Source organism: Desulfuromusa kysingii (genome assembly GCF_900107645.1).
Classification (GTDB): domain Bacteria; phylum Desulfobacterota; class Desulfuromonadia; order Desulfuromonadales; family Geopsychrobacteraceae; genus Desulfuromusa; species Desulfuromusa kysingii.
The window spans coordinates 170,755-188,829 of record NZ_FNQN01000005.1 but is presented as its reverse complement, the minus strand read 5'-3'; the positions used below and the strand labels follow the sequence as shown (position 1 = coordinate 188,829).

14 protein-coding genes are annotated in these 18,075 nt (G+C 47.1%); 7 read left to right on the top strand and 7 right to left on the bottom strand.

Annotated features, from left to right (window positions below; all coding sequences use genetic code 11):
- Positions 1-261 precede the first annotated feature (261 nt).
- The gene (locus BLU87_RS09770) at positions 262-591 is read left to right on the top strand and encodes a hypothetical protein (RefSeq protein ID WP_092347491.1); all 330 of its coding nucleotides are present in this window, start codon (positions 262-264) and stop codon (positions 589-591) included.
- A 105-nt stretch (positions 592-696) separates the two neighbouring features.
- Here the strand turns inward: BLU87_RS09770 and cysS are convergent, their stop codons facing one another.
- From cysS to BLU87_RS09745, 5 genes are all read right to left on the bottom strand, one after another.
- Positions 697-2,142 carry a cysteine--tRNA ligase gene (gene cysS / locus BLU87_RS09765; protein ID WP_092347487.1) on the bottom strand — a complete coding sequence of 482 codons (1,446 nt, stop codon included), beginning with the start codon at positions 2,140-2,142 and terminating at the stop codon, positions 697-699.
- Positions 2,143-2,195: 53 nt separating this feature from the next.
- Positions 2,196-3,860 (bottom strand): glutamine--tRNA ligase/YqeY domain fusion protein, encoded by a 1,665-nt coding sequence (locus BLU87_RS09760; RefSeq protein ID WP_092347484.1) that lies wholly within the window; start codon positions 3,858-3,860, stop codon positions 2,196-2,198.
- Positions 3,861-3,871: 11 nt separating this feature from the next.
- Positions 3,872-4,387 (bottom strand): 2-C-methyl-D-erythritol 2,4-cyclodiphosphate synthase, encoded by a 516-nt coding sequence (gene ispF, locus BLU87_RS09755; protein WP_092347481.1) that lies wholly within the window; start codon positions 4,385-4,387, stop codon positions 3,872-3,874.
- Entirely contained in the window at positions 4,375-5,085 is a 711-nt protein-coding gene (gene ispD / locus BLU87_RS09750) for a 2-C-methyl-D-erythritol 4-phosphate cytidylyltransferase (RefSeq protein ID WP_092347478.1), read from the bottom strand. Before ispD ends, ispF begins: the two co-directional genes overlap by 13 nt.
- 126 nt (positions 5,086-5,211) lie before the next feature.
- The gene (locus BLU87_RS09745) at positions 5,212-5,691 is read right to left on the bottom strand and encodes a CarD family transcriptional regulator (RefSeq protein ID WP_175498340.1); all 480 of its coding nucleotides are present in this window, start codon (positions 5,689-5,691) and stop codon (positions 5,212-5,214) included.
- Between the two features lie 203 nt (positions 5,692-5,894).
- Between BLU87_RS09745 and BLU87_RS09740 the strand changes: the two genes are divergently transcribed.
- Both BLU87_RS09740 and BLU87_RS09735 read left to right on the top strand, forming a co-directional pair.
- Positions 5,895-6,752 (top strand): tetratricopeptide repeat protein, encoded by an 858-nt coding sequence (locus BLU87_RS09740; protein ID WP_092347475.1) that lies wholly within the window; start codon positions 5,895-5,897, stop codon positions 6,750-6,752.
- Between the two features lie 18 nt (positions 6,753-6,770).
- The gene (locus tag BLU87_RS09735) at positions 6,771-7,682 is read left to right on the top strand and encodes a putative 2-dehydropantoate 2-reductase (RefSeq protein ID WP_092347472.1); all 912 of its coding nucleotides are present in this window, start codon (positions 6,771-6,773) and stop codon (positions 7,680-7,682) included.
- Between the two features lie 15 nt (positions 7,683-7,697).
- Here the strand turns inward: BLU87_RS09735 and BLU87_RS09730 are convergent, their stop codons facing one another.
- Positions 7,698-8,486: a sugar phosphate isomerase/epimerase family protein gene (locus BLU87_RS09730; RefSeq protein ID WP_092347469.1), complete on the bottom strand. Its 789-nt coding sequence runs from the start codon at positions 8,484-8,486 to the stop codon at positions 7,698-7,700.
- A 353-nt stretch (positions 8,487-8,839) separates the two neighbouring features.
- On the opposite strand from BLU87_RS09730, the gene BLU87_RS09725 reads away from it, so the two are divergent.
- Positions 8,840-9,553, top strand: a complete 714-nt coding sequence (locus BLU87_RS09725) for a GntR family transcriptional regulator (RefSeq protein WP_092347466.1) — start codon at positions 8,840-8,842, stop codon at positions 9,551-9,553.
- 20 nt (positions 9,554-9,573) lie between these two features.
- On the opposite strand, the gene BLU87_RS09720 is transcribed toward BLU87_RS09725, so the two are convergent.
- On the bottom strand, positions 9,574-10,467 hold the full coding sequence (locus BLU87_RS09720) for a complex I NDUFA9 subunit family protein (RefSeq protein WP_092347463.1): 894 nt from the start codon (positions 10,465-10,467) through the stop codon (positions 9,574-9,576).
- A gap of 308 nt (positions 10,468-10,775) precedes the next feature.
- Between BLU87_RS09720 and BLU87_RS09715 the strand changes: the two genes are divergently transcribed.
- Genes BLU87_RS09715 through BLU87_RS09705 form a run of 3 tightly spaced genes read left to right on the top strand, consistent with a single transcriptional unit; the run spans position 10,776 to position 18,030 of the window.
- Positions 10,776-14,771, top strand: a complete 3,996-nt coding sequence (locus BLU87_RS09715; protein ID WP_092347460.1) for a response regulator — start codon at positions 10,776-10,778, stop codon at positions 14,769-14,771.
- Positions 14,772-15,839 (top strand): response regulator, encoded by a 1,068-nt coding sequence (locus BLU87_RS09710; RefSeq protein ID WP_092347457.1) that lies wholly within the window; start codon positions 14,772-14,774, stop codon positions 15,837-15,839.
- A 34-nt stretch (positions 15,840-15,873) separates the two neighbouring features.
- Positions 15,874-18,030: an ATP-binding protein gene (locus BLU87_RS09705; RefSeq protein WP_092347454.1), complete on the top strand. Its 2,157-nt coding sequence runs from the start codon at positions 15,874-15,876 to the stop codon at positions 18,028-18,030.
- The last annotated feature ends 45 nt before the right edge of the window (positions 18,031-18,075 follow it).

Genomic DNA, 18,075 nt, shown 5'->3' with positions numbered 1-18,075 from the left:
CTGGAACTCTGCTGTTACAGCTAGCGATGGAAAACAGTGATTTTGACTGATTAAGGCTGTTTTCAGCAAATGGATAGGGTTATTTATTGCTGCGTAGAGATCATTATAAGAGGGGTTAACCTATTTAAAATACTTGTTTTTGACTAGACATCCGGTGGAATCCGAGTCGATGTCGAATGAATCAGTTGTTTGCATCCGCTAGAGTTGGGGCAACAGAAGAAAACGAAACTTTTCTCAACGGTCCAACAACAGGAGGTTACGATGAAAACAACATTAGCTCTTTTAATTGCCGGTCTGATTTTTCTCGCCACTCCGATGCTAGCATCTGCTGACAACAGCCATAATCATAAACAATACCAGTCCAAGCAGAGCCATCAACAGCGACAGGTGTCTCAATACGCTCACAACAACCGCTATCATCAAAACCGGAATCTGCGAGCAAGCCAACACTTGAAGAAAGAACTACGGGAAACTCGCCAGCAACTGCGACAAGTGAAACGTCAAAAACAACAGCAGCACCAACGCCCCCATTACGCAAAATCTGTCGTACTCATTGGGGTTCCCAATCTGCTCTTCCATTTCGACTGGTAATAAATTCCAGCATCTCAAGCGTACCCTGAGGCGCTGTTCAAAGGAGCCACCCGTAACGGGTTGGCTCCTTTTATAACATCTGTACAAATTTTCAAGCAGCAGCAATTATTTCAATCGCCACGTCGTCCCTTCACGGGTATCGAGAAGTAAAATTCCCTTGCCTTCAAGTTCAACCCGAATCTCGTCACCCCGCGAAAAGTTTTTCTCTGCACGGGCTTGTAATCGTTGATCAATCAGCGCTTCAATCTCTTCTTGGGTGATATCTAACTTCTTCAACCCCTTCAGCTTGACCTTGTCCAGCCACTCCGTGGGTTGTGATCGATAGAGCCCGAGAACGCTACCAAGGCGGAGAATCGTAGCGTGAAGATCTTGCACTTGGGCGACCAAATCTAGTTTTTTCTTAAATTTTTTGGTTGCAATCAAACGATTCATGTTACGCACACCGTCAAACAGGTGGGCAATCGCCAGAGCGGTGTTAAAATCGTCATCCATCGCTTCACGAAATTTTTCTTCGAGCTTCTCACCTTCCTGGCTGGAATGTCCCGTCGAATCCAACCCTTCAATGGCATTGGTGGAAGCTTCTAGGGCCTCATAAAAACGCCTTAACCCACTTTGTGCCTCGGACAAATTATGATCTGAAAAATCGATCGGCGAACGATAGTGAGCCGACAAGATGAAGAACCGGACAACCTCTGCATCATAGTTTTTGAGGATGTCGCGGATGGTAAAAAAGTTGCCAAGGGACTTGCTCATTTTCTCTTTGTCAACATTAACAAAACCATTATGCATCCAATATTTGACAAAAGGTTTGCCGCTGGCCCCTTCACTTTGAGCGATTTCATTCTCGTGGTGAGGAAAGATCAAATCCCGACCGCCACCATGAATGTCAAAACTGTCCCCCAGTAAAGAAGAACTCATGGCTGAACACTCGATATGCCACCCTGGACGTCCCGCCCCCCAAGGTGATTCCCAACTGGGTTCCCCTTCCTTGGCCGCTTTCCATAGAGCAAAATCCATAGGGTTGTGCTTTTGTTCACCTGGAGCGACGCGCGCACCAGAGACCATCTCATCCATGTTGCGCTTGGAAAGTTTCAGGTAATCTGAAAACTTATCGACACTGTAATAGACATCACCACCAGAGGCATAAGCCATCCCTTTATCGATCAGTTTCTGGTTGATATCGATAATCTGCTGGATATATTCCGTGGCTCGGGGTTGATGTGTTGGTTTGATCAACCCAAGGGCTTCCATATCTTCATCAAATGCTTGAATAAACTCTTCAGCTAAATCTTGACTTGAGATCTTTCTTTCGTTGGCACGATTGATAATTTTGTCATCGACATCCGTATAATTACGCACGTAGGTTGTTTCATATCCAGAAAATTGCAGATAGCGGAAGATAATATCAAAGACAATATTAGCGCGGGCGTGACCGATATGGCAGTAATCGTAAACGGTTACGCCACAGACATACATCCCGACCTTACCTGGAACCAGAGGTTTAAACTCTTCTTTCTTGCCACTCATTGTATTGTAAACACGTAAACTCATCGTTGCTATCTCCTATGACGACCAGACATGGGCACAAGACCCCTCTTGATCACTTATTTCAGCTTGGCCCAGGTGTCTCGTAAGGTCACCGTACGGTTAAAAACCGGCTGCCCGGATTTCGAATCCTTGCTATCAACAGTAAAGTATCCGACACGTTCAAATTGAAAAGTGGAGCCAGGTTCTACCGCTATCAATTCTGGCTCGACCAGTGCAGTCGTCGTCTGAAATGAATCGGGATTTAAGGCTTGCAGATAGTTTTCGGCTTTATCAGGATTTTCCTGGTTGAAGAGACGGTCATAAAGACGGACCTCAACTTCTTGCGCCTGCACTGCTGAGACCCAATGGACAATCCCCTTCACCTTATGTCCATCCGCTGGATTCTGCCCTAAGGTATCAAGATCGGCACTACAGCGTAGTTCGACGACATCGCCATCGCTATTTTTGATCACCTCTTCACATTTGATAATGTAGGCATTTCGCAGACGCACTTCCCGACCAGGACCAAGACGGAAAAACTTTTTTGGTGGTTCTTCCATAAAATCGTCCCGATCAATATACAATTCGTGGCTAAACGGTAACTTCCGTTTCCCCAACTCGGGCTGTTGCGGATGGTTCGGTGCTTCCAGCATCTCAATTTTATCGGCTGGATAGTTAGAAAGGGTAACTTTAAGTGGTTTAAGTACCGCTAACCGCCGGTAAGCTGATTCATTTAACTGTTCTCTGACACAATCTTCCAGAACCGATAAATCGATCCAGCTTGCCCCTTTACCAACCCCGATACGTTCACAAAACGTCCTGATCGCTGCAGGAGGATAACCACGGCGGCGCATCCCCACCAGGGTAGGCATACGCGGGTCATCCCAGCCAGAAACATACTGCTCATTAACTAATTGCAGTAATTTCCGTTTACTCATCACCGTATAGCTGAGGTTCAGTCGGGCAAATTCAATCTGCTGCGGTGCAAAAATCCCCAGTTGCTCAATGAACCAATCGTACAGAGGACGATGGTCTTCAAACTCCAGAGTACAAATTGAATAGGTCACCCCCTCTATCGAATCTCCCTGCCCATGGGCAAAATCATACATAGGATAGATGCACCACTTATCTCCGGTGCGGTGATGATGAGCGTGGAGAATCCGGTACATCGCGGGATCGCGCAAATTCATGTTGGGTGAACTCATGTCAATTTTCGCCCGTAAAATATGCGCTCCGTCTGGAAACTCACCAGCCTTCATCTTTTCAAACAACTCAAGATTTTCAACCACACTGCGATCTCGAAATGGGCTATTTACCCCTGGCTGAGTTAAAGTCCCTCGATTTTCTCTCATCTCTTCAGCGGTCTGACTGTCGACATAGGCCTTGCCCGCTTTGATCAACTGCACCGCCCAGAGATAAAGCTGGTCGAAGTAGTCAGACGCAAAGTGAAGATGCTCACCCCAATCAAAACCGAGCCAACGCACATCGGCCTTAATCGCATCAACGTACTCGTCTTCCTCTTTTATGGGATTCGTATCGTCAAAGCGAAGATGGCAGCGACCGGAAAAATCTTCGGCCAAACCAAAATTGAGGCTGAAACTTTTCGCATGGCCGATATGAAGATATCCGTTCGGTTCTGGAGGAAATCTAGTAACCACCTGTTCTCGCTTACCATTTTCCAGATCTTCAGCGATGATGTTGCGGATAAAGTTAGAAGTTACAGCTGTTTCGGATGTGCCCATGAAAATACCCTTTATGAAATAATTGCTGCCCGTTTAGCCGCAGATTTTCGTTCATCACGTTGCAATAGAACGACTGCATGTGCTGCTATCCCCTCACCACGACCGGTAAAGCCGAGCTCTTCGGATGTCGTTGCCTTAATATTAATCATTCCTGAAGCAACCTTGCAATCGGAAGCGACCAGATCAACCATTTTTGCAATATACGGGGCCAACTTTGGCTTTTGACAGATTATAGTACAGTCCAAATTCCCGAGGCGATAATGAACCGCTTCCATCTTGGTAATAACATTGCGCAGCAGTTCCCGGCTATCAATTCCGGCATAGGCAGAATCGGTATCTGGAAAATGTTTGCCAATATCCCCCAAACCTAGCGCTCCAAGAATAGCATCACAGATAGCGTGTAATAGGACATCCGCGTCTGAATGCCCCAGCAAACCATACTCGTAGTCAATTTCTACACCACCAAGAATAAAGCGACGGCCCTTAACAAATCGATGGACATCATATCCATGGCCTATCCGGAGCAATGGTCATCTCCCAATAATGCGACCGCAACGAGAATATCTTCAGGTGTTGTCACCTTAATATTACGGTAGTCCCCTTCCAGAATTTGTACCGGATGACCTAACCGCTCCAGCAATGAAGCGTCATCCGTGGCAACAAAACCATCGGCATCCGCCTGGGTAAAAGCATCGTTGATAAGCCGATACTGAAATCCCTGCGGCGTTTGCGCTTGCCACAACCGACTGCGGTCTGGCGAACCGGTTATGGTCTTATTGACAACATCTTTGATTGTGTCTTTAACTGGAACACCGATAGTACAGGCTCCCGACTCTTCAACAGCCTCAATCAGGGCTGATAAGCGCTTGCAATCAAACAGCGGACGAGCCCCATCGTGGATCAGAATCGGCCTATGCGGTTGGTTAAATCCATCTTCGGTCAATGCCTTCAAGCCATTCCTGACTGAATCCTGACGTTCGGCTCCTCCAGCAATAATCCGGCTCACCTTGTTGAACTTAAAGCGATCGACAATCTGCTCCTGGCAGTAGCTGATATCGTCGCTTGAAACGATGAGATAGATGTTTTCAACCTGGGGATGATTTTCAAACAGAGTCAAGGTATGAGCTAAAACTGGTTTGCCAGCAAGTTCCAGATATTGCTTATTAATCGAGCCTCCCATCCGGCGACCCGTCCCTGCTGCCGGAATAAGGACAGTTGCTTTCATAATTTTCCCTTAACCGAAACCAGAGATAATCTGGTATCGAAGAATGATAAAATGACCTCTGCCATACAGAAAGACCAGGCACATAATATGTGTCTGGTCTCAAATACTGCAATATCAAAAACGGATTTAATGGAAAATATTTTCTAATCTTTGGACAACCTGAGCTTCTTTAGCCCCTTCAGCAAGAGCCACTTCTGTCACTAACAACTTACGCGCTTGTTCCAAGACCTTCTTTTCTCCGTAAGAAAGTTCTTTTCCCGTACCAATTTGATACAGGTCACGTAAAACATGTGCGACTTCCAACAAATCACCTGTTTTTAATTTATCATTGTACTCTCGTTGTCGACGACTCCACGACGCCACCTTTCCACTAGGAGCAGGCTCAGCTAACGCATCAAAAACCCCGGTTATCCGCTGTTGATCGATTAACCGACGCATGCCAACGTTACTAACATTGCCAACTGGAATCATAATCTTCATATCACTATCGACAATTCTCAGGATATAAAACTTTTGACTATGCCCAGAATACTCACGAACTTCAATATCCTCAACGACCCCAACTCCTTGAGTTGGATAAACTGCCATATCCCCGACTTTAAACACAATTAAACTCCTTTGGCTAGATCAGTAATAATAGCACAAATGACTTATTCCGTCAAAGTTATAATTAAAAGTTAACTCCTTGAATAAAAAGAGAAAACCGTTTAAAACATCGACCTTCAGCGCGGGTTTTCTATAGAGTCAGTTGAAGTGACTGTGTTAATGTTTTTGCTACATTTTTTTCGCCCAGACAAGAAAGTGCTATTATGCCAATATTTGTACTCTTCATATTACTATCTGTTACCCCCAATGCCTGCGCCACAAACGGCTTTCTTTCTTTTGCTGACAGTCTCGCTGCTGAGAAAGATTATTATCGCGCCATTACCGAATATAAGCGCTTTCTGCATTACACCCCGGAAGATTCGCGGGCCGCTTATGCCCAGCTTGCCATTGGTCAATGCTTGCTGGCAGGGGAGCGTTGGCAACAAGCGGATTCTGCACTGGAAAAAGTCTGGACGGTCTATCCTGAGAGTGATGAGGCAAAAACAGCCCGGCAGCTTTACGCAGATGCAGCTTACAACCGAGGCGATTTTGCCGCTGCAGAAGTGCGCTACAGGGCAATTCAAGACACCGCTCCTGCTGATGCAAACCGCTACAAGTTGGGTCTGAGCCAACTGCAACAAGATAAACCGGATCAGGCGCACAGCACCTTCTCCCAATTTCAAGCGCCGTTGAAGCAGCAACTTTCCTTGTCTCTTGATGCGTACCAACAGCTCGAAAACAAGTCACCACAGCTGGCAGGAACGCTCTCTGCCCTCCTCCCTGGAGCAGGACAACTTTACACGGAACGGCCGCTTCAAGCCGGGATCGCTTTTGCCCTCAATACAGCTTTTATTTATGGTGCCATAGAGTCTTGGGAAAACGAAAATTATGCGACAGCGGGGATCTTATCCCTTTTTGAGATTGGCTGGTATGGTGGCAACATTTATAACGCCATGAACAATGCCCACAAATTCAATCGGCGCCAACAGGATCACTTTCTGAACCAATTGCAACATCGTTTTGGCTTCTCTCTCGGATGGCAACAGGGACGTCCTCAACTTCAGGCCCAGTTTAATTTTTAACTCAGGAGTATCAATATCATGCGCATCGGCATCATCGGATCAGGAGCTCTTGGCCTCTATTATGGGGCGATGCTCCAACGTAGTGGGCAAGACCTACATTTCTTACTGCGACGGGATTATCAAGCGATTCAGGAAAACGGGCTTCACGTCTTTTCCTGTCATGGCGATTTTTACCTTCCTCAAGTCGCCTCCTATCTGACTCCGCAAGAGATTGGCCCTGTCGATCTGGTGATCGTCGGCCTGAAAACTATTTCAAATCACCACTTAATTGAGCTCGTTCGTCCACTTCTTGGCGATAACACAGCGATCCTGACGCTGCAGAACGGCCTTGGAAATGAGGAGCTTCTCGCGACAGCTTTCGGCCCTGAACGTGTCCTCGGAGGGGTTGCATTTCTATGCAGCAACAGAGGGGAGCCAGGGACGGTTCATCACCTCGGAGAAGGAAAAATCCTCCTTGGTGAGTTTCGTGGCGGCAGTAGCCAACGCAGTCACAATCTCGCAGAGATGTTTCAAACAGCCGGGGTCCCATGTACCGCCGTCAGTGACCTGCGGCGGGCCCGTTGGGAAAAGTTGGTCTGGAATATCCCCTTTAACGGTTTGTCGGCGTTGCTAGAGAAGGACGTCACTGAAATCCTCAACCACCCCCCAAGTAAAGAGCTAGTAAAGAAATTGATGCTTGAAGTGATCGCGGGAGCCAACGCCCAGAAGTTGGAAACCCAAATTGATGCACTCAAGTTCAGTCAGCAGCTGATCTCTTTTAGTGAAAAAATGGATCATTACCGCCCCAGCATGATGATTGACCGGATCGAAGGACGAGCGCTGGAACTCGAAGCCATCTATGCGATTCCGTTGCAACAAGCCAAAACCGCCAACGTCAGCATGCCACTTATCGAAATGCTATTTACATTACTTGACTGTGGAGAAAACTGAGAAGGGTCCGATCTTTCAGGCCTTTAAAATCTCAGGAAAGTGCCCCTGAAGAGTAACTAAAGATTGTTCAACTTCAGGCAAACTGTGATTTTCCAGAGTGATCGTAGGTGGGGATTGCGCTGTCTTAAGCCACCCAAACAGGTCTGAAAACGGAACAGTTCCCTGCCCGACAGCAAGATGCTCGTCTTTCCCACCATTATTATCATGCAGATGCATATGCTTTAAGTAGGGGGCTGTCTCAGCCAACCAACCACACAACGATCCCGTCCCAAAGATATTCCAGTGCCCCACATCGAACACATGGCCGATATGGGGTGAGTCGAGTTCCACAAGGAGACGAATCAAGATGTCTGGCGACGTCGCATAGATATTTTCAATACAGAGGGTGCAGTTTATCTCAGCTGCACGCTGAATAAACTCGGGCCAGAAGGTCAGGCTGTTCTCAAACCAGGAGGCAACCTTCTTGGCATCACTGCCATAGGCAAGACCAGGATGAAAAACAATTCTTCGGGCATGAAGTTTTTCTGCTAACAGGAGCGATTGAGCAGCCATCTGCAATGAATGATTACGGATTTTTCTCTTACTACTCCCAGGATTAAAAGCACTGAAGGGCGCATGTAAAGTCGTGCTCAGCCCAGATTCCAGCAATTGATCAGCACAGCCACCAAGTTGAACAAAGTCAAGCATTTCCAAGGCGACTTCTTGACACGCCACTTCTGGCTGTAACCGCCGATTGAGAAGAAAAGGGAGCCGGGCCGGTAACAAATGGGCCGGGGTATAGACGTAAAGTGACGAGGCCATCATAGGGATTCATCCATAATAATTAATTTCCGTTCTGTGTGCAGTACAGATTGACTCAAGACTTTGCAGCAACAGGAAGTAACACTCATAGAGAAAGCGCAGCGAAACAACTCTCCCCTTTAAGCGTCGATACTTCCGGTATTTGACCATTCATGTTGAACGATCAATATTAGCACAGAAACCTCGCTTTGAAACTCCCATAGGCCGTCTCCTGACATTAAGTTTAGTCGCTAGCGGCCGGACAACAAAAGATCTGAAATCTGCGCCCCAATCTACACTGTTTTAGTTGTGAAATAAAGATTGACAACAATTGTATACAGTATACAATTCTTTTATACTAATTTGGGAGGATAACATTGAAAACAAAACTAATTGAACGGCATCAAACGTTGCGGGAAAAAATTCTCGAAACGATCCGTGATGCCATCCTGAAGGGCGACCTTAAACCCGGTGAAAAAGTCGCTGAACCAGAACTCGCCGAACGGTTTGGTATCAGTCGGACACCGATACGTGAAGCTTTTCGACAACTAGAGTCCGAAGGTTATTTGACTGTTGTTCCACGTAAAGGTGCGGTTGTAGCTGCTTTGTCAGAGAAAGACGTCCAGGAATATTACGCAGTTAAGAGTATTCTTGAAGGGTATGCCGCCGAGCTGGCAGCAGAAAATTTGTCAGAAAAAGAGCTCGCAAAACTGATATCCATCAACGAACGGCTCAAACGTTTGGCGACAGAGGGTGATGTAAAAACCTTCTATAAGGTCCACCATGAGTTTCACGATACCTTTTTAAAAGCCGCGGACAACAGCAAGCTATATGAACTAATCAATCAGTTAGGTCAAAAATTCACCCGCCTGCGGATGGCCTCCCTTTCGGTCGAAGGACGGATGGCTATTTCCGTTGCGGAGCATGATAAACTGCTCAAAGCCTTCCACGATCATGACGGTAAAGCCGCCGAGAACCTGATCAAAAAAACAGCGGCCATCGGTGGCAAAGTGCTGTTGGAGAATATGGCTCATTCACAAGGAGAGCCAGTCACTGACTCCCTCCTCGATCAGAACATTGATGCTTACTGAAGGGGACTAAAAGGTTACGCTTACACCTGTAAATACGCTTGGATACCGCTGGTCAAGTTTTGTAGTTCTAAGGTCAAGTCATCTTTCCAACAACAGTCTGGACAGACATTCCCCTCTAAGAGCATCTGCAACTGATCACTGGTCATCGGAAACTGTGGTATTGACTGCATCGCGGCAACCACTGGCTGCATCAACCAGAGAGGTTGATGCAGTTTGCGCGCCCCACCTCTTTGCCCCAAACATCGAGCTATCACATCGAGAAGCTGATTATAGCTGAGCACCTCTGGCCCACAGCAATGATATGTTTTGCCCACCGCCCCACTGGTTTCCAGTGCCCGCACAAATCCGGCGGCAACGTCGGCGACATGGACTGGCTGCAGTTGATAATCCCCATTGCCCATAACCGGCACAACCGGCAGAGCTTTTATCAGCCGTGCCAACAGGTTAATAAACTGATCATCCGGACCGTAAATCAGCGATGGACGGAAGATCGTCCAGTCAAGGCCGGATTGCCGGACCTGCTCTTCTGCCTCCCATTTTGTTTGATGGTAACGGGTGATCGCATCAGCCCGGGTCCCATTAGCGCTCATCTGCAGAAAACGCTTCACTCCCTGTGCTGTTGCAGCTTCGAGAACATTCGCCGTTGACGCCACATGGAGTTGTTGAAAGGTCACCCTTTTTTTAGGAAATTCCCGTATAATTCCCACCAGATGGATCACAGCATCGCAGTCTGAAAGCTGAGCAGATAAGGTCTCGGGTTGCGTGGTGTCTCCTAAGACTTCTTCAACCTCAGCAATACCACGAACAGCTCCTTCCGCTCTCACCAAAGCACGCACAGAGTGGCCCTCATTAATTAATCGCTGTATGACCGCTCGCCCCACGAAGCCACTTCCACCCGTGATAAAAACTTGCATAACTCTCCCTATAGGTATTTTCTTCGATGTAAAAATTATACCACTCCTTGAAAAAAAATCCCGAGAGCACACGCTGTTTGAAAAAAACCTATCTTTTTAAAGATTTATCTTTAAATTATGGGCAAATCATTATATTGTGTGTTTCTAATGATGGATTCTAAAAGGATTTTCTTTTTCACCGCCACAGCTTGACAACGGGAGTGACCGTATTGTTTGGTTAAAATGCCCTAAGTCTGAAGTTTGAGAACTATCAAGCGCTAACTGTATCCGCTGCAAAAAATCAAATCTCCAGCGGATAAGAACCCAATATGAATCTTAAAACAAAAAGCATTATCCTCATTTGTGTCTCCCTTGTCTTTGTCCTGTTAGCCTCATACGGCGTCTTTCAACTTATCAGCCGCGACATCAGTGCCGGCGTTGCCACGATGTATGCAAAGGAGCAGGTCAGCTACAACCGTTTCCGAGCCTTGCAACCCCTCAAACAAGAGCTGGTTCTGGCGCGTAAATTAGCTGAATCAACCGTTATCAGGAATTGGTTCAAAAACGAGAACGACCCCGAGCTTCACACCGCTGCCATGACTGAACTCGAAGATTATCGGCAGTTTTTTTCAGATCATAGTTACTTTTGTGCGATCCAGGAATCAGGCCATTATTACTTTAAAGATAAAGACAGTCAGGACCTGAGCTTTGAACCCCGTTACACCCTTGATTCGAATCAACCCGGTGACCTCTGGTTCTCCCGCACCCTCGAACAAAACCAGGATTATCAGCTCAATGTTGATTACGATCAAAATCTTGGGCTGGCAAAGGTCTGGATCAACGTCACCGTCCGGGATGACGGTCAACCTATCGGCATCATTGGCACCGGTCTCGACCTCTCAGGCTTTATCAGCACAGCTATTGTTTCAGATCATCCCGGAGTGACCAGTCTCTATATTGATGCCAACGGCGCCATACAGGCCCACAGCGATGAGGGGTATATCGACTTTCGCACCATCGCCAAGAGTAAATCCGAGCGCAAGACAATCTTTCAACACTTCGACTCACAACAGTCCGGGGACGAACTCCGTGCAGCTATCATCCGCTTACAAACAGACCCGACAAACACTGAAGTCATAACCGTTAAAATTGATGGTGTGGACTATCTGGTCGGCATTGGGGCTCTTGCCGATATCGGCTGGTATAATTTGACCCTGCTTGAGACAGACGCCATCATCGGGCTCGAACAAGCACGCCCTTTTTTGCTCGCACTCTTGATTGGCCTGTTGTTATTCTCAGTGACACTAACCTTCCTCTTTAACCGCTTGGTTATTAAAAGGATTGATCGACTTAAGAATAATATCCAGGTGTTCTCACAAGGGCGTGGGATCCATTTTCCCACCGTGACATCCAAAGATGAAATAGGCCAGTTGGAAACAAGTTTTCAAAAAATGGCCAACACATTGCAACAGCATACCGAAACATTGGAAAACAGTGTCGCTGAACAGACGCGGGAACTCACCGAAACAAATACCCAACTGGGTGCGGCATACCTATCTATTCAGCGTATTGAAGCACGACGCAAGTCCCTTAACGAAATCAGCAAGGAATATCTCACCAATGGTTCTCTGGAACAGTCTCTGGAATTGCTGGTCGTCAATGCGGCTAAATTTGTCGGCGCACAAGGGGGCCGCTTTCTCCACTGCTCAATGGAAGGTGGGCACTTTAAAATTACAGCTGTCTCGAAAGTCTATTGGGCCAAACCCAGCTCATACACAGACAATCCGTTGTTTCAAGAGGCTCTTTCCAAACACGCTCTCACTCTACTCGAATCTTCAGATTCGCTGCTTGCCCGTGTACTAAAGAGCAACCAAACCACCTTTTTGAGCGGCGAACAGTTTCAGAAATATTGTACGATCCCTCTGCCCAACGGGCATCCAGGCATCGAATCCCTGACATTGACTCCCATATCCATAGGCAAAGAAATACTGGGGGTGATTCTCCTGGCGAATTGTCCTGCAACCTTTGCTGTTGATGATGACACCGGACTGGATGCCTTTGCTGCGGAAGCCGCCCTTCTCATCCATGCCGATTCGCGCGAAGTTGCACGAGCTGCGGCAGAAGAGACGGCAAGATTGCGGAACACTTTCCTTGCCAATATGAGTCATGAGTTGCGCACTCCGTTGAACATCATTATTGGTATGAACAAGCTTCTGCAAGGGATGGAGAATTCCAGCACACAAAGAAATTACCTGGAAAAAATCGGCTTTTCTGCCCAACAATTGCTCGAATTGATATCAGGAATTCTCGACCTTTCACAAATCTCTGAAGGCAAACAACTGAAACTTAAAGAGCTCCCGTTTCAAACCGAGGAGTTATTCTATGGTATTGCCCAGCTGCTAGCCTTTAGACAAGATAAACGCAAGGTTGAAATACATGTTGACGTCTGTCGCGAGATTCCTCCGGTCCTCATTGGAGATACGCTGCGCGTCACCCAGATTCTCAACAACCTGCTCAGTAATGCTCTGAAGTTCACCCCTCAGGGGAGCGCCACCCTGAAGATCGACTTGGTCGAAACAGCAGAAAACTTCGTCAGGTTAGCTTTCAGCGTTACAGATACAGGGATAGGTATAACAACAGAGCAGATGAAGACAATTTTTCAGCCATTCGTCCAGGTTGACAACTCTACAACTCGTGAACAGGGTGGTAGCGGCCTCGGTTTGGCCTTATGTCAACAACTCTGTCAGTTAATGGGCGGAGAGATCTGCGTAGAGAGCACGCCGGGACAAGGGAGTACTTTTTACTTTGAGCTCCCTTTCAAGATTGACCCGACAGCCAACCAGGAACAAGCATACCTGCAACCTAGGAGCGAACTTCAGGGAACCTCCATATTGGTTGCCAATTCCTGCCCTGACTGCAACAAAATTCTCCCACCGATGCTTGAAGCGATGCAATTCAAGGTCGATGCTGTCGCCTCATCCAGTGATGCGTTGATACAATTGAACAATGCCAAAGAACAAAGCACTCCGTACCTGTATCTCCTGATCGGCATGTATCTTGAGGACATGTCAGGGCTCGAATTTTCCAAATATTTGACAACAGTCAACGCTCCCACTGTGAAAAAAATCCTGATGGCCAACCCTGCCGATATTGCCGACATCTCTAGACAACTGGCCTCTCTGGACTTGACTGAGGTTCTCTCCATCCCGGCGAGCCCCTCTGATTTGCTCAAGGCAATAGTTAGCGAAAGAGAACCACCTCCAAAATCACGTCTCTTCGCACCGGAACGACCTGCTGCCTGGCAACAAATGAAAGTGCTTCTGGTTGATGACAATGAAATGGGTCGTGAATTAGGCCGTGCTTTACTGGAAAATGTTGGACTCACCGTCTGTGAAGCGAAAAATGGTCTTGAAGCGGTCAATAAAGTGAAAAGCGAAGACTTTGACCTGGTACTGATGGACATACAAATGCCAGAACTCGATGGATTAAGCGCAACACGGGCGATCAGAGCGTTGGACACGAAAGAAACCCATGACTTGCCGATCATTGCCATGACGGCCCACTCTTTGGATGAACACCATGCCGAAAGTCTGGCAGCCGGGATGAACAGTCACATTACCAAACCCATCGAGCTTGACACGTTATATGCGGAACTGCTCCGTTGGCTCCCGGGAGAGGCCCCGGCAACGCTGCCCGGATCGAAACAACAACTCTCGTCCGAATTTCCGGATCTGCAGGCGGCCCTTCCAGGGATTGACGTCATAGCTGGAATCCATCGCGTCGTAGGCAACCAACAACTCTACCTTGATCTGTTAAGCAAATATGTGAAGCAATATGCAACAACAGAGCAAGAGCTAGAACGAGAGCTGAGACAAAAACGCCATAAAGAATCACTCCTTCGGGTCCATTCCCTAAAAGGAGTTGCTGGAAGCCTGGGAGCCACCCACCTTTACCAACTCGCGGGAGAACTCGAAGAACAGTTGAGAAAGAAACAGCCCCTCTCAGCGCTAGAACCCATGCTTGCAGAACACAGAAAATTCTTACATTTATTACAAGAGCTACCGACATTAAGACAACCGGCTACAGACAAGCATGAATCATCTGACGCAAAAATCGAGCTGCATGCACTTTTAGAGCAAATGCTCTCGCCATTAACTCAGCTACAAGCGCATGGGGTCACCCCTTTACTGATTAAGATGCAAGAGAACACTTGGCCGGAAGAGTACCATGATTCGTTGTTCCAACTCGAGGATCTGATTAGTCGTTATCAATTTAAATTGGCGGCTGAGTTGGTACAAAACCTTTTAGATAGAGGAGAGAATTAAGTGGGTGAGCGAAAACACCAGATCCTGATCGTTGATGATACCTGTTCAAACATTGATACGCTGATAGCAGTTCTGGGCGAAGAATATGATCTGCGTGTTGCCGTTGATGGCGAAACGGCACTGCAATCGCTGCAACAAAACCCCCTACCCGATCTGGTCCTGCTGGACATCATGATGCCAGGGATGGATGGCTATGAAGTCTGTACCCGTTTGAAGAGCTCGAGCAGAACCCGTGGGATCGGCATCATCTTTCTCACCGCTCTGGCAGAGAATTCCGAGCAGGCCAAGGGTCTTTCCCTTGGCGCCGAAGACTACATCACCAAGCCGTTTGATCCTGCAATCGTCAAAGCACGGGTGAGAATTCAGCTGGAACTGAAAGGTTATCGGGATTATCTGGAAGAGCAAGTTTCTCTCAGAACAGAACAGCTGGCCCATGCACAAGAAGCCACCATTGCCAGTATGGCGATCATGGCGGAGTACCGAGATCCAGAAACCGGCAGCCATATTCAGCGGACCAAGTCCTATATCCGCGCACTTGCCGAAGAGATCAGAAGCACAGGGACCCAAACGATCAGCAAACAGATGCTAGAGGTTCTCTACCAGGCAGCCCCATTACATGACATCGGCAAGGTCGCCATTCCCGATGCAATCCTGTTAAAACCAGGCCGTTTAACCGCCGAAGAGTTCACTATCATGGAAAAACATACCCTCTTTGGCAGTGAAGCGATCCAGAGAACTGAAACCATCCATGGCGACAATGAACTGTTACATACGGCAGCAGAAATCGCAGAATTTCATCATGAGAAATGGGATGGCTCAGGCTACCCCCATGGCCGCAGAGGGAACGAAATACCCCTTGGCGCTCGCTTGATGACGATCGCAGATGTGTATGACGCGCTGATCAGCAAACGTCCTTACAAAGAAGCTTTTAGTCATGAAGTGGCGGTTAAAACTATTTTGGAGGGAGATGGCTATACCCATCCAGACCATTTTGACCCACAAATTTTATCCTGTTTTCAAAAAATTCATCATCAGTTTCATGCGATTGCACTGAAGTTTGACGATTAAAACTGCACGGTAACTTGCAAATGAAACCGATCAAATGAGTATATATCACATGAATGTCCGTCTAAAAATATTTCTACTCCTCAGTCTAGTTCTACTGTCTGCAATGACAACTTATGTCTGGTTCTATTCGCTGATGGATCATCAGCGCCTCCTGGATGAATTTAAGACCGCAGCAAGTGAGGCAGAAGATGCATTCAGGGGCGAACAGCAAGCAACCGAAATCAACATGTTGCAGATCGCAACATTTATTGCCCAGGATCAGAAAGTGCAACAGTTATTCCTCCTGGGCAAGAAAGCCGTTGCACTTTCGGGAGGTAGTACAGGAGATGAACTGGCCAATCAGGTCAGACAATCCCTGCTAGAATATGTCCAAGGCAGTCAACAAATTTTGGCCGACAAGTTTGGTTTCCGGCAACTCCACTTCCATTTTGAACCGGGTTCTTTAAGCTTTTTACGCGTCTACCATAACGAAAGATATGGCGATCGCATGGATAATATCCGCTTCACCGTTGTCGCCGCCAATGCAGAACAAAAAGATATCACCGGATTTGAAACCGGTCGGATTGTGTCTGGCATTCGTGGTGTTGCCCCCATGTATGCGACAGACAGCATCAGCCACGAACGAATCCATCTGGGCGCCCTAGAAGCTGAAACTTCTTTTGCCACGACCCTTTCCCGTTTTCACAGTGCCCGTCCGTCGCAAGAGGTAGCCGTGCTCCTTACCAAGGAACACCTTGAGACAAACCTCTGGCCCGAATTTTTGGATAAACTCCTCAAACAGCGCCCCTTTATAAAAGGCTATCGCGTCGAAGGAACCACCTCGCCCGCTATCGAAAAGTACTTAACTCACAAATCTTTTTCGGAAACGATTCTCTCTTCTGGGCAACATCTTCTTCAGGATGGTGAGAGTTCCTACAACGTTATCTCTTTTCCACTGCGTGATTTTCATGGAGAGCAGGATTCTACCGTTGCAGACGCGGGATTGGTGGTCGTCTGGCAAGAGGTCAGTGACAAAATTGCTGCCTTTCATGACCATGTTGCCTTTCTGATTTTCTATGGTGCTCTACTCTTTATCGTCATTGAAGTCTTGATGTATTACGCCCTGAAACTGGTCACAACCCAACTTCAACAGGAACTGCTCAAAACCCAAAAGAAAGAGGTAAAAACGCAGCAGGCTCGTCTGGTTGCCGAAGAATCATCACGCTCAAAAACAGAGTTTCTTAACAACATGAGTCATGAGATCCGGACGCCGATGAACACGATCATGGGATTGGGTCGGTTATTGAGTGAAACGTCATTAAATCAGCAACAGCAGAACTATATCGATAAAATCAATCTCTCATCGAAAGATTTGTTGTCCCTGATCGATGATATTTTACTGATTGCCAACATGGAATCACAGTCAGTCGCTGCATTGGCAGTTGAAGAATTTAATCCTGAAAAATTATTGCGCCGAGTGGTAGATAATTTTTCTCGAAAAGCTAAAAACAATGACGTCGCACTGCATGTCAATCTATCCAGTCAACTTCCACACAGTTTGGAAGGCTCCCCCAAACAAATTGAGTGGGCCCTGAATCAACTCATAGAGAATGCATTAAAGTTTAACTCTGGCCATGACGTCGTCTTATCTCTACAGCTACTTGAGCAAAACAACAACACTGCTACGCTCGAATTCGCTGTAACCGATAAGGGAATTGGCATCGCAGACACGCAAAAAGAGAAGATATTTCAACCCTTTTACCAAGGCGACGGCTCTAAGACCCGCGCTTATGGTGGGACCGGTCTCGGCCTGACCATCGTACAGAAGATCTGTCAGCAATTAGGTGGCGAGTTGACACTTGAAAGCACCCTTGGCCATGGGAGTCGGTTCAGTTTTTGCTTAACCTTTCAAAAGTCCGTAACGACGACCATTGATCATCCTGTTACCTCGGAGAATTTACCCCAAGAAGAGATCTCTTCAGCGTTACCATTGGGGGATATATCCGAACTTGTAACCATCATCCATCAGCTTGAAGAACCTCTTCATCAACTGCAAGCCATCTCATGCCAAAAAATAGCTCTATCATTAGCAGACAGGCAATGGCCTGCCCCCCTGAACAGACAAGTCCAGATGCTAAGAAACCTGATCCAAGAATACCGCTTCATCGAGGCGCAAACAGCATTACAACGACTTAAGCAACAGCTTGTTTAAATCCACCAAGCCACAATTTTACCCTTGCATAAAAGTCTAGAGATT